Below are 12,676 nucleotides of genomic sequence, written 5' to 3'. Positions count from 1 at the left end.
TATGCACCAGTATTTTACTAGGCGCTACGGTTTTAAGACACGAACACTTGGCTTTCGATGCTGAAAGGCTGCCGCCACACCCTATGCCCCTGATCCTATTTAACAAGCCGTTCCAGGTACTTTGCCAGTTTACTCCGCAGGACGGACGCGAGTCGCTCGCCGATTACATTGCCACGCCCAACATCTACCCCGCCGGCCGGCTCGACGCCGACAGCGAAGGGCTGATGCTGCTGACCGACGACGGCCGCCTGCAGCACCAGATCGCCCATCCCGACCACAAGGAGGCAAAGACCTACCTGGTGCAGGTGGACGGCGTGGCCGATGCCGGCGCGCTGGCGAAGCTGCAGGCGCCGATCGACCTGGGCGACTTTGTCACCAAGCCATGCAAGGCGGTGCGCATCGCCGAGCCCGAGTGGCTGTGGCCGCGCAACCCGCCGATCCGCCAGCGCGCGGACAAGCCGACCAGCTGGATCGCGATCACGCTACAGGAAGGAAAGAACCGCCAGGTGCGCCGGATGACGGCGGCCGTTGGACTGCCGACGCTGCGCCTGGTCCGCAGCAGCATCGGGCCATATTCGCTGGCGACGCATCCCTTGATGCCGGGGGAGTCGATGGAAGTCTCCGCGGGAGATTTGAAATAACAATCGTTACACCCGCTTACTTGACGCTCGCCCAAGCCCCATGGCTTAATCTGCCACCCTCACCACGATACTGACCATGAAAAAAACTATCGCCACCCTGGCCGCCGCCGCGCTCGCACTTTGCGCCGCCGGCGCAGGCGCGCAGCAGCCTGCCCGCTTCGGCAACACCCAGCTGACCGCCGGCATGCACCTGATCCAGGCCGAAGTCGCCCAGACCGACGCCCAGCGCCAGCAAGGCCTGATGTTCCGCGAGAAGATGCAAAACAACCACGGCATGGTGTTCGTGTTCGACCAGCCGACCAGCCAGTGCATGTGGATGAAGAATACCCTGCTGCCTTTGTCTGTCGCCTTCATCGACCTTGAGGGCAAGATCGTCAACATCGAAGACATGAAACCGCAAACGCTGGACAGCCACTGCTCCACCAAGCCGGTCAAGTATGCGCTCGAAATGAACCTTGGCTGGTTCAAGCAGAAGAACATCAAGCCGGGCAGCGCCATCGGCGGCCTGCCGGGCCTGCCGAAGTAAGTCGGCAAAAAGCCCGCATGACCCAGGTCAGGCGGGCTTTACAACCAGGACAAGCCCTGGCGAACCAAAGCGAAAAACCCGCGCGACCATCGTCAGGCGGGTTCTCGGTCCAGTCGAACTGGCTCAGTCAGCGGAAAGGCGGCGCAGCCGGCCTTCCGAAACGCGACGCTATTAAGCTGCCAGCGCTTTCAGGGCTGCTGCCAGGCGGCTCTTGTGGCGAGCTGCCTTGTTCTTGTGGATGATCTTCTTGTCAGCGATGCTGTCGATCTTCGACACGGATGCCTGGAAAATCGTGGTTGCAGCTGCCTTGTCGCCAGCCTGGATTGCCTTGCGAACTGCCTTGATAGCGGTGCGCAGGGTCGAACGCTGAGCGGAGTTGTGAGCGTTTTGTTTGACTGCTTGACGAGCACGCTTGCGTGCCTGTGCGGTATTTGCCATGGAATTTCCTAAATCGGGGTCAAAGTTGCGTTTGCGGACATTTGCGTCTGTCAAACCGGTTTCATTGCTGCCGAAGAACCATGTGAGTCAAACCAGTGCCTGCCAAACATTAGTGTCTGCGAAACAGAATTTTGTACAGCCTTCGATTATAACGCCATAATCCTTTCAGGGCAATTCTAAAATCAACAATAAAGTTTGGATGTGGCGTGCGTGCCGGGCGAAGCCACACTGTTGCCGGGATATAATCTTGCCCCATGAACTTGCTCAAAACCCTGGCAGCCGTCTCCAGCATGACGATGCTGTCCCGCGTCACCGGATTGCTGCGCGAAAGCCTGTTTGCGCGCGCGTTTGGCGCCTCCGCCTATACCGACGCCTTCCTGATCGCCTTCCGCATCCCCAACCTGCTGCGCCGGCTGTTCGCCGAAGGCGCGTTTTCGCAGGCCTTCGTGCCGATCTTGTCGGAATATAAAAACCAGCACGGCGAAGCCGAAACCCGCGCGCTGGCCGACCACGTCGCCACGGTGCTGGTCTGGTCGACCCTGCTGACCAGCCTGGTCGGCATCATCGCCGCGCCGGTGCTGATCTTGTGGATCATGGGCCGGCCCGACGACACGCCGCAGGCCTTCGACGCCGCCGTCGTCATGACGCGCTGGATGTTCCCTTACATAGCCTGCATGTCCTTCGTCGCGCTGGCCGGCGGCATCCTCAACACCTGGCGCCAGTTCAAGATTCCGGCCTTCACGCCGGTGCTGCTCAATATCTCCTTCATCCTGGCGTCGCTGGTCCTGGTCAACTACCTGGAACAGCCGATCTATGCGATGGCGGCGGCGGTGTGCGTCGGCGGGCTGCTGCAGGTCGGCATCCAGATCCCGGCACTGAAGAAGATCGGCATGCTGCCGCGGATCTCGATGAACCCGCTGCGCGCCCTGCGCGACCCGGGCGTGATGCGCATGCTGCGCAAGATGGGCCCGGCGGTGTTCGCCGTGTCCGCCGCCCAGATCAGCCTCCTGATCAACACCGGCATCGCCTCGCGCCTGGACGAAGGCAGCGTGTCGGCCCTCAGCTATGCCGACCGCCTGATGGAATTCCCGACCGCCATGCTGGGCGTCGCGCTCGGCACGGTACTGCTGCCCAGCCTGTCGAAAGCCAGCGTCGACGAAGACCACGCCGAATACAGCGCCCTGCTCAACTGGGGCCTGCGCCTGACCTTCCTGCTGGCCCTGCCCGCCGCCGTCGGGCTGGCCACGCTGGCCGAGCCGATGATCGCCACCCTGTTCCACTACGGTAAATTCACCGTGGCCGCGATCACCACCTCCTCGGAGCCGCTGGTGGCCTACAGCGTCGGCCTGATCGGCATCATCCTGGTCAAGACCCTGGCGCCGGCCTTCTATGCGCGCCAGGATGTGCGCACGCCGGTGCGCATCGCGGTCGGCGTGCTGGTGTTCACCCAGCTGATGAACGTGGTGTTCGTGCCGGTATTCGCGGTGGCCGGCCTGGCGCTGTCGATCGGCCTGGGCGCCTGCCTGAACGCCGGCTTCCTGTACACCGGCCTGCGCCGCCGCGGCATCTATGTGCCACAGCCGGGCTGGATCGGTTTCTTCCTCAAGCTGGCCATCGCCGTCAGCGTGATGGGGCTGCTTTCCTGGTACTGCGCGGGGCAGCTGGACTGGGCCGCGATGCGGGCCACGCCGTGGCTGCGCGCGGGGGCGCTGTTCGCCATCGTCGCCGCCAGCGGCGCCGCCTATTTCGCGGTGCTGTTCGCGCTCGGCTTCCGCCTGGGCGACTTCAAACGCCGCGGAAAGTAGCCCTGGTCAGCGCTTCGAACACGTCCAGCGGCACCGGCCGCCCGAACAGGAAGCCCTGGTAGACGCCGCACCCATGCTTCTTCAGGAAGGCCAGCTGGCCTTCCGTCTCCACCCCTTCGGCAATCGCCTCCAGGCTGAAGTTGCGGGCCAGGTCGAGGATGGTCTTGACCATGCCCGCATCGGCTGCGTCGGACGTCACGTCGCACACGAAGCTCTGGTCGATCTTCAGCTGGTCGAGCGGCAGCTTCTTCAGGTAGGCCAGCGACGAGTAACCGGTGCCGAAATCGTCCATCGACAGCACCAGCCCGAGGCCGCGCAGCGCTTTCATCTTCACCACCACGTCGGTCACATCGCTCAGCACCATGGACTCCGTCAGTTCCAGTTTCAGGCGCGATACCTCGAAGCGGTGGCGCTCCAGCATCGCGCGCAGCATGTCGACGAAATCGGCCTGGCGGAACTGGCGCGCGCTGACGTTGACGGCGAGGGTCAGCTGGCGCAGGGCCGGGTCCTCCTGCCAGCGCGCCAGCTGGGCACAGGCGGTTTCCAGCACCCAGCCGCCGATTTCGAGGATCAGCGCCGACTCTTCCGCGATCGGGATGAACCGGCCCGGCGCCACCAGTCCCTTGCGCGGGTGGAGCCAGCGCACCAGCGCCTCGGCGCCGACGATGCGCTGGGCCGCATCGACCTGGATCTGGTAGTACAGGCACAGCTGCCTGCCGCTGACCGCGCTGCGCAGGTCGGCCTCGAGCGCGGCGCGGCTTTCCACCGCCTGCTGCATGGCCGCGCTGAAGAAACGCATGGTGTTGCGGCCGGCATCCTTGGCCCGGTACATCGCCATGTCGGCCTGGCGCAGCACGGTGTCGGCCTCGCTCCGGTGGCCGCTGAACAGGCTGATGCCGATGCTGGGCGAGGTACGCTGTTCGCTGCTCTTGAGCCAGTACGGCATCGCCACCGCGAAGCGGATCTTTTCGGCGATGTGCGCGGTGCGCTGCGAGGCCTCTTCCGGGTCGACCGCGATATCGCCGATCAGCACCACGAATTCGTCGCCGCCGATGCGCGCCACCATGTCCACTTCGCGCAGGCAGGCGCCGATGCGCGCCGCCACCTCCACCAGCAGCATGTCGCCGGCCGCATGGCCAAGCACGTCGTTGATCGCCTTGAAGTTGTCGAGGTCGAGGAACAGCACCGCGCCAAACTGGTGGGTGCGCGCCGACGCGGCCAGCGCGGCCTGCAGGCGGTCCATCAGCAGGCGCCGGTTGGGCAGGCCGGTCAGCGGATCGTAGAACGCCAGGTGGTGGATCTTTTCCTCGGCCAGCTTGCGCGCCGAGATGTCGTCGAAATTGACGATCACCTGCTTGATATTGCCGTCGTTGTCGAAGACGGGAAAGGCGTTCACCAGCAGCCAGACGATATCCTTGTCCACGCCCTGCCGCACGCCGACGACCAGGCCTTCCACCGGCTGGTGGGTGCGGATCACGCGCACGGCCGGATAGTCCCCCACCTCCATCCGCCTGCTCTCCTCGTCGACGAAACACCACGCGCCATCGCGCGCCACCATGCCGCGCATCTGGGCCTCGGACACGCCCAGCAGTGTCGAAGCGCGCGGGTTGCTGTACAAGATGCTCGAGTCGGGCGCGTGGGCGACGATCCCCGTGTGCAGGTTGCGCAGCAGTTCGCGGTGGCGCGCCTCGCTTTCGGCCAGCAGGCGCTGCTGCTCATGCAGGCGCGCCTCGACCTGCTTGCGTTCGTCGATATTGAAGGCAACGCCAACCAGGCGGCGGGCGGGCGCCGCGCCATCGCCCTCGACGATCTTGCCGTGGTTTGCATACCAGACCCAGGCGCCGCTGTGGTCGCGCAGGCGGAATTCGCAACGGTAGTGGGCCGAGACGCCGGACAAATGGCGGCTCAGCGCGGCGGTCATTTCCCCCACGTCGTCCGGATGAACCAGCGACAGCGGTTCGCCCAGCAAGGCGGCCGCTTCCTCCTCGCTATAGCCGAGCTCGGCGAAAATGCGCAGCCCGCCGGCGAGCAAGTCGTTCTCCCACGGCACCAGTTCGGCCGCGTCGAGCGCCAGTTGCAAGCGCTCGCTTTCCTTACGCTGGCGATCATCCTGGCTCATCTTCGTCACCGCTGTCGGCTAACAATAATCTCAGTGTAGGGCAGCGGGCGAGTCGCACGCGAAAAAAAACCCGCCTGGGCGGGTTTTGCAAAACAACCAACTACTCAGGCTGTTTTTATTGTTGTTCGTTTGCACTTTACTGCATGTCAATATAGTAGCACGCTACCCGGCCCGCATGGCCAGGACGCGAGCGAATTCGTTAGCCGTCGGTAACACCTGTGGCGATTTTGCAACCGGTGTCGGCTTCGGCCGCATCGTCCTGCGGTCCTCGCTTTCCTTGTCGCCGCCGTCCTCTTCTTCCGGCGGCTCCTGCGCCTCCTACTGCACCGCGCCCGGCGCCGTGGCGCCCTGCCCGGCCGCGCGCGCGTCGAAATTGCCCACCTTGAGCGGCCGCGCCGCCGGCAGGCTGTACACGCCGGTCACGCCGCCAATGTCGCCGATCATCACCAGGCCCGAAAAAAAAGAGGCCGAAGCCTCTTGTTGACGGGGCGCTCAGGAGCGCTTGTAGATATCCTCGAAGCGGACGATGTCGTCCTCGCCCAGATAGCTGCCCGACTGCACTTCGATGATGTGCAGCGGCACCTTGCCTGGGTTTTCCAGGCGGTGGTTCATGCCGATCGGGATGTAGGTCGATTCGTTTTCGGCCAGCAGGCTGACCTTTTCGCCGCAGGTGACGCGCGCGGTGCCGCTGACGACCACCCAGTGTTCGGCACGGTGGTGGTGCATTTGCAGCGACAGTTTCTCGCCCGGCTTGACGCAGATGCGCTTGACCTGGAAGCGGTCGCCGGCGTCGATGCCCTCGTAGTAGCCCCACGGACGGTAGACCTTGGTGTGGTGCAGGTGCTCGGTGCGTTCCTTCGACTTCAGGTGGTCGACCACCTGCTTGACGCGCTGGACCTGGTCCTTGTGCGCCACCAGTACCGCATCCGGGGTTTCCACCACCACCAGGTCGGACACGCCGACCACGGCCACGATGCGGCTCTCGGCGCGCACCAGCGAGTTCGACACGCCGTCGAGGTAGACGTCGCCGCGCTGCACGTTGCCGTCGGCGTCGCGCTGCTGCACTTCCCACAGCGCCGACCACGAGCCGACGTCGCTCCAGCCGATATCGGCCGGCACCACCACCGCATGCGCGGTACGCTCCATCACGGCGTAGTCGATCGAATCGGACGGGCTGCCGGCAAAGGCGGCTTCGTCCAGGCGGCAGAAATCGAGGTCGCGGTAGCCCAGGCGCACCGCCGCTTCGGCGGCGCTGGCGATTTCAGGGCGAAACTGCCCCAGTTCGGCCAGGTAGGTCTCGGCGCGGAACAGGAACATGCCGCTGTTCCAGTAGTAGTCGCCGTCGGCGACAAAGCCCTCGGCGGTTTCGCGGTCTGGCTTTTCGACGAAGCGTTCGACCTTGTAGCAGTCGTCGGCGCCGCTGACCGAGGCGCCGCGGCGGATGTAGCCATAGCCCGTTTCCGGCGCGGTCGGCACGATGCCGAAGGTGGCCAGGGCGCCGTCGCGCACCGTATTGGCGGCGCGCGAGACGGCGGTGGCGAAGGCCTTGGCGTCCTTGATGACGTGGTCGGCCGGCAACACCAGCATCACCGCCTGTGGATCGATCGCCTTCAGGTAGTTGGCGGCCGCGGCCACCGCCGGCGCGGTGTTGCGCCCGGCCGGCTCCAGCAGGATGCCCAGCGGCGTGATGCCGGCTTCGCGCATCTGTTCGGCCACCATGAAGCGGTGGTCATTGCCGCAGACCACCAGCGGCGCCATCAGCTCCGGCCAGTCCTTCACCCGCAGCGCCGTCTCTTGCAGCATGGTGCGGTCGGTCACCAGTGGGAGCAGCTGCTTCGGCAGCACCGCGCGCGAGAGCGGCCACAAACGGGTGCCGGCGCCGCCGGAGAGGATGACTGGATAAATTTTCATACGTTCCCTTTTATATAATTCCTATTTCGCAACAAAAGCGAACTCGCCCCCGCTGCGCCGGTGGCGGCGGCGGTCGCGCGCATTGATCCACTCTTCGGACGAGTACTCCGAGCTATGTTTCATTTCACCTGCGCGGTCGACACTATAATCCTTGAACACTATCATTTCATGCAACGTTACATCGTGCAACACCCTCGTGTACTCGAACAACACGCTGCGCACCACTTCGGCCCCTTCACAGATGTGGCTGCCATGCCCGATCCAGGTCGGGCCGATGATCGTCACGCCTGGTTCGATGCGGCAGCCCGAGCCGATGTAAACCGGGCCCTTGATCACGGTGCCGTTCCAGTCGATGCTGGTGTTGAGCCCGACCCAGACCTCGTCCTCGACCTGGATGCCGGGCACGTCCATGTGCGCCACTTCACCCTTCAGCACGTCCTGCAGCACCGACCAGTAGTCGGCCACGCTGCCGATGTCGAGCCAGTTGAACGGGCGTTTCTGAGCATAGAAAGGCAGCCCGCGTTCGGCCATCAGCGGGAACAGCTGGGAGCCGATGTCGAAGGTGACGCCGGACGGGATCAGGTCGATCACTTCGGGTTCGAAGATGTAGATGCCGGTGCTGATGAAGTTCGACAGCGCCTCCTGCTTGCTGGGCTTTTCCTGGAACTGGGTGATGCGCCCGTCCTTGTCGGTGACCACCACACCGTAGTTCGATACCTTATCCCACGGCACCTCGCGCGTGATGACCGAGGCCAGCGCGCCCTTGCGGCGGTGTTCGAACAGGGCCGACTTGATGTCGAGGTCGATGACGGCGTCGCCGCACAGCACGATGGTGGTTTCGTCGAAGAAGCCGCCGAATTCCTGGATTTTCTTGAGCCCGCCTGCCGACCCGATCGGCTGCGGCACCACGACACCGACGTTGTTGGTATAACCTTCAAATGAATAGCCGATCTGCACACCGAACCGGTGGCCCTCGCCGAAGTACTCCTCGATCTTGTCGTGCAGGTAGCTGACGTTGACCATGATTTCCGTGATGCCGTACTTGGCCAGGTGTTCGACCAGGTAGGCCATCACCGGCTTGCCCAGCAAGGGAATCATAGGTTTTGGCAAATCGTAGGTGAGCGGGCGCACGCGTGTTCCCTTGCCCGCTGCGAGAATCATGGCTTTCATTGACGCATCCTCACTGTTACTTCGGCGTTGACTGGTACCGCCATGCGTCGGCGCACATCTGCGCGATGGTGCGTTCGGCTTTCCAGCCCAGCTCGGTTTGCGCGCGGGACGGGTCGGCATAACATTTGGCGATGTCGCCGGGACGGCGGTCGACGATCTTGTAAGGAATGGGCTTGCCGCAAGCCTGCTCGAAAGCGCGTACCATTTCCAGAACGGAGTTACCGTGCCCGGTGCCTAAATTGTATGTAACTACGCCGGGAGCTGTCGCCAGCTTGCTGAGTGTCTTGACGTGCCCGATGGCCAGGTCCACCACGTGGATGTAGTCGCGCATGCCGGTGCCGTCCGGGGTCGGGTAATCGCCGCCGTAGACCGACAGGAATTCGCGCCGGCCCTCGGCCACTTGGGCGATGTAGGGCACCAGGTTGTTGGGGATGCCGCTTGGCTCTTCACCGATCAGGCCGCTTTCGTGCGCGCCGACCGGGTTGAAGTAGCGCAGCAGCGCGATCCGCCACTGCGGGTCGGCCACGGCGACGTCGCGCAGGATTTCCTCGATCATCAGCTTGCTGCGGCCGTAGGGATTGGTGGCAGACAGCGGGAAGTCTTCCCGGATCGGCACGCTGGCCGGGTCGCCGTAGACGGTGGCCGACGACGAGAACACCACGGTTTTCACATTGAATTTGGCCATGGTCTCGAACAGCACCACGCTGCCGTAGACGTTGTTGTCGTAGTAGCGCAGCGGCTGCGCCACCGATTCGCCCACCGCCTTCAGTCCTGCGAAGTGGATCACCGCCTCCACCGCGTGCGCGGAAAACGCAGCCTCCATCGCGGCGCGGTCGCGGATGTCGCCCTCGACGAATTCGATCTTCCTGCCGGTGATCTGTTCGACCCGCCGGCCGACCGCCTTGTCGGCATTCGACAGGTTATCGTAGACGACCACTTCGTGCCCCGCGCCCAGCAGCTCGACGCAGGTATGCGAGCCGATGTAGCCGATGCCGCCTGTGACCAATATCTTCATCTGTTTTCCAATTGTCCGATAAACCCGCTGCGGCACCTTGCCAGCGCCGGGCCGCTCATGCGATACGCCGCGCCAGGATCGCGACGATGCGCTCGGCCGCCTTGCCGTCCCACAGGTGCGGGCGGCGACCGGTCTTGCCTTCGCCGCGCAGCACCTTGCGCGCTTCGAGCAGGATTTTTTCCGGGTCGGTCCCGGCCAGCACGTTGGAACCTTCGTCGACCGTGACCGGGCGCTCGGTATTCTCGCGAATCGTCACGCAAGGCACACCCAGCGCGGTGGTCTCTTCCTGCAGGCCGCCGCTGTCGGTCAGCACCACCGCCGCGTCCTTCCACAGGTTGAGGAAGGCCATGTAGGCCTGCGGGCCGGCCAGCGCGACGTTCGGGCCCAGGTCGATGCCGAACTTGTCCAGGTTGGCGCGGGTGCGCGGGTGCACCGGGAAGATCAGCGGCAGTTCCCGGGATATCTCGCGCAGCGCGCCGCCGATGCGGGCGAAGTTTTCCGCGTCGTCGACATTGCTCGGGCGGTGCAGCGTGACCACGCCGTAGCGCTGCTTCGCTTCGACCCGCGCCGCCTTGAAGGACGCGGTCTCGAAGCCGCTGGTGTCGGTGTGGGCCAGCTTGTCGGCCTGGTACAGCACGTTATCGACCATCACGTGGCCGACATAGTGGACCGCGTCGTCCGGCTTGCCTTCGCGCCTGAGGTGCTCCAGCGCAGCCGGCTCGGTGACGAAGAACCAGTCGGAGATGCTGTCGGTGACGAGGCGGTTGATCTCCTCGGGCATCGTCATGTCGCCGCTGCGCAGCCCCGCTTCGACGTGGGCCACCGGGATATTCAGCTTCTTGGCGACGATCGAGCAGGCCAGCGTCGAATTGACGTCGCCGACAACCAGCACCGCGGCGGGGCGCTCGGCCACGCACAGTTCCTCGAAGCCGACCATGATCTTGGCGGTCTGCTGGGCGTGGCTGCCGCCGCCGGCGGCCATGAACACGTCAGGCTGCGGAATGCCCAGCTCCTCGAAGAACACCTCGTTCATGTCGCGGTCGTAATGCTGGCCGGTGTGGATGATCTTGAACGACAATGCATCCTGTGCCTGGAGCGCGCGCACGATCGGCGCGATCTTCATGAAATTAGGGCGGGCGCCCGCAACCAGGTAAATCGTCGGCATAGCTGACCTTCTGTCGAACGTTAAAAAAAATGATATTTTAAACCGACAGTCGAGCAGCGCGGCGTGTTTTTTGCGGACACGAGCCGCAGCGCCGCGCCCGGCTGCTTCTTAACGCTCGTCCAGGGTCGCGCGAAACGCACCGTAGGCGCTGCCGAGGCCGTCGGCCAGCGTGGTTTTCGCGCTCCAGCCAAGGCCGCGCAGCTTGGCCACGTCGAGCAGTTTGCGCGGCGTGCCGTCGGGCTTGCTGGCGTCGAACACGATGCTGCCCTGGTAACCGACCACCTTGCCTACCAGCCCAGCCAGCTCGGCGATGGTGACATCCTGGCCGGTGCCGACGTTGATGTGCGAGTTCATCGGGTCGGTGTTGGCGCCGTAGGTCTCGCGGTCGAGCTGCATCACATGCACGCTGGCCTCGGCCATGTCGTCGACGTACAGGAATTCGCGCATCGGCCGCCCGCTGCCCCAGATCACCACTTCCGGTGCGGCATTGACCTTCGCTACATGGAAGCGCCGGATCAGGGCCGGGATCACGTGGCTGTTTTCAGGGTGGTAGTTGTCGCCCGGACCGTACAGGTTGGTCGGCATCACGCTGCGGTAGTCGGTGCCGTACTGGCGGTTGTAGCTCTCGCACAGCTTGATGCCGGCGATCTTGGCCATCGCGTACGGCTCGTTGGTCGGCTCCAGCGCGCCGCTCATCAGGTATTCCTCGCGGATCGGCTGCCCGGCCAGGCGCGGGTAGATGCAGGACGAGCCGAGGAACAACAGCTTCTGCACGCCGCTCTTCCACGCTTCGTGCACCACGTTGGCCTGCACCATCATGTTGTCGTAGATGAACTCGGCCGGATAGGTATTGTTGGCGTGGATGCCGCCCACCTTGGCGGCGGCCAGGTAGACCTGGTCGATGCGCTCGCTGCGGAAGAATTCGCGGACCTGGGCCTGGTCGGTCAGTTCCAGTTCGGCGCGGCTTCGAGTGACGATGTCGGCGCCGCCCTGGCGCTCCAGCACGCGGACGATGGCGGAACCTACCAGCCCCTTGTGGCCGGCGACGAAAATGCGTGGTTTGTTCAAAACTTCACTCCAATGAAATTGCTACGTTATGGCCATGAGACTTCAGCAGTTTGCGCCCCCATGGCCTGTCGGCTACCAGTAATTCCAGCTACCGGTGTAAACAATCCACACGCCCAGCAGGCCGTTTGTCAAAGCATGGGCTAAGATCGGCGACCACAACGACCGGTGCCGGACATATAAAAGATTATAAGCCGCGCCGGCGACCATGCCCGCCAACCAGAGATTGTGCTCGAAGCCGAACAATAAAACGGTAATCGCGAAGCCCTTCCATTTCACCTGCGAAGGGTCAAGCCTCTCGAAATCGGGCGTTTCGATCCACCGCATCAGGAATGAGCGCCAGAACAATTCTTCCATCACGGGCACCACCAGCGCGGCGCCGAAGATGCGCACCGCCACCATCAGCCAGTCGATGCGGCCATCGGTCACCGGCTTGAAGCCGGGCGCCGAACCGACCGCCATCCAGTCCGCATCCAGGCTGATCCACAGCACCAGCACCACTGCGCCGGTGACCAGCGCAACGATCGCGGCGCGCGCGCCCAGGCTTGCGTCGTACAGCTCGGTGTAGTGTTTTCGGAACAGGAACAGCATCAGCATGACGGCACCGATCTTGACGGCATACAGCCATCTCAGGTCGTCGGCATGCCATCCGAATCGCGCGAGCAGGTCGGCGACCAGGAGGAAAAAGAGATAGGTCAGGAAGGGAAGGATGCGCGCCCAGGCGGCGCGGTTCAACAACGGGGCGTCGGCGGCCCCGCGCCCGGCGTCCGCCATGACGGCGGCGGTTCCGGGCTGCTGGTCTTTCGGTGGCATGGCTCTCC

At 64.1% G+C, this 12,676-nt stretch carries 12 protein-coding genes; 3 read left to right on the top strand and 9 right to left on the bottom strand.

The features are described from left to right. The first annotated feature begins 83 nt into the window (after positions 1–83). Positions 84–641, top strand: a complete 558-nt coding sequence (locus D3872_RS14845; RefSeq protein ID WP_119811535.1) for a pseudouridine synthase — start codon at positions 84–86, stop codon at positions 639–641. Positions 642–717: 76 nt separating this feature from the next. Beyond that, on the top strand, positions 718–1,167 hold the full coding sequence (locus D3872_RS14840) for a DUF192 domain-containing protein (RefSeq protein WP_119811534.1): 450 nt from the start codon (positions 718–720) through the stop codon (positions 1,165–1,167). Between the two features lie 171 nt (positions 1,168–1,338). Here D3872_RS14840 and rpsT read toward each other — a convergent pair whose 3' ends face one another. Further along, positions 1,339–1,605: a 30S ribosomal protein S20 gene (rpsT, locus tag D3872_RS14835; RefSeq protein WP_119811533.1), complete on the bottom strand. Its 267-nt coding sequence runs from the start codon at positions 1,603–1,605 to the stop codon at positions 1,339–1,341. A gap of 254 nt (positions 1,606–1,859) precedes the next feature. Between rpsT and murJ the strand changes: the two genes are divergently transcribed. Further along, positions 1,860–3,410 carry a murein biosynthesis integral membrane protein MurJ gene (murJ, locus tag D3872_RS14830; protein WP_119811532.1) on the top strand — a complete coding sequence of 517 codons (1,551 nt, stop codon included), beginning with the start codon at positions 1,860–1,862 and terminating at the stop codon, positions 3,408–3,410. Here murJ and D3872_RS27065 read toward each other — a convergent pair. The 8 genes from D3872_RS27065 to D3872_RS14795 form a co-directional block, all read right to left on the bottom strand. Beyond that, positions 3,391–5,529: a putative bifunctional diguanylate cyclase/phosphodiesterase gene (locus D3872_RS27065; protein ID WP_119811531.1), complete on the bottom strand. Its 2,139-nt coding sequence runs from the start codon at positions 5,527–5,529 to the stop codon at positions 3,391–3,393. The two genes, murJ and D3872_RS27065, sit on opposite strands and share 20 nt — an antisense overlap. Before the next feature lie 318 nt (positions 5,530–5,847). Then, a complete protein-coding gene (locus tag D3872_RS27060) occupies positions 5,848–5,973 on the bottom strand; it encodes a hypothetical protein (RefSeq protein WP_274381724.1) in 126 nt (41 codons plus the stop codon). Positions 5,974–6,021: 48 nt separating this feature from the next. Next, positions 6,022–7,440: a mannose-1-phosphate guanylyltransferase/mannose-6-phosphate isomerase gene (locus tag D3872_RS14820; RefSeq protein WP_119811530.1), complete on the bottom strand. Its 1,419-nt coding sequence runs from the start codon at positions 7,438–7,440 to the stop codon at positions 6,022–6,024. 21 nt (positions 7,441–7,461) lie between these two features. Then, positions 7,462–8,610: a nucleotidyltransferase family protein gene (locus D3872_RS14815; RefSeq protein ID WP_119811529.1), complete on the bottom strand. Its 1,149-nt coding sequence runs from the start codon at positions 8,608–8,610 to the stop codon at positions 7,462–7,464. A gap of 16 nt (positions 8,611–8,626) precedes the next feature. Continuing rightward, entirely contained in the window at positions 8,627–9,625 is a 999-nt protein-coding gene (galE, locus tag D3872_RS14810; protein WP_119811528.1) for a UDP-glucose 4-epimerase GalE, read from the bottom strand. Between the two features lie 55 nt (positions 9,626–9,680). Beyond that, positions 9,681–10,790: a non-hydrolyzing UDP-N-acetylglucosamine 2-epimerase gene (wecB, locus tag D3872_RS14805; protein ID WP_119811527.1), complete on the bottom strand. Its 1,110-nt coding sequence runs from the start codon at positions 10,788–10,790 to the stop codon at positions 9,681–9,683. A gap of 108 nt (positions 10,791–10,898) precedes the next feature. Beyond that, entirely contained in the window at positions 10,899–11,858 is a 960-nt protein-coding gene (gene fcl / locus D3872_RS14800; protein WP_119811526.1) for a GDP-L-fucose synthase, read from the bottom strand. A 72-nt stretch (positions 11,859–11,930) separates the two neighbouring features. Next, complete coding sequence (locus tag D3872_RS14795) at positions 11,931–12,668, bottom strand: CAAX prenyl protease-related protein (RefSeq protein ID WP_229459339.1); 738 nt, start codon at positions 12,666–12,668, stop codon at positions 11,931–11,933. Positions 12,669–12,676 lie beyond the last annotated feature (8 nt).

This window comes from Massilia cavernae, from assembly GCF_003590855.1.
Classification (GTDB): Bacteria; Pseudomonadota; Gammaproteobacteria; order Burkholderiales; family Burkholderiaceae_D; genus Telluria_A; species Telluria_A cavernae.
Note: the sequence above shows the minus strand (reverse complement) of the source record. Positions and strands in the feature narration are given on the sequence as shown.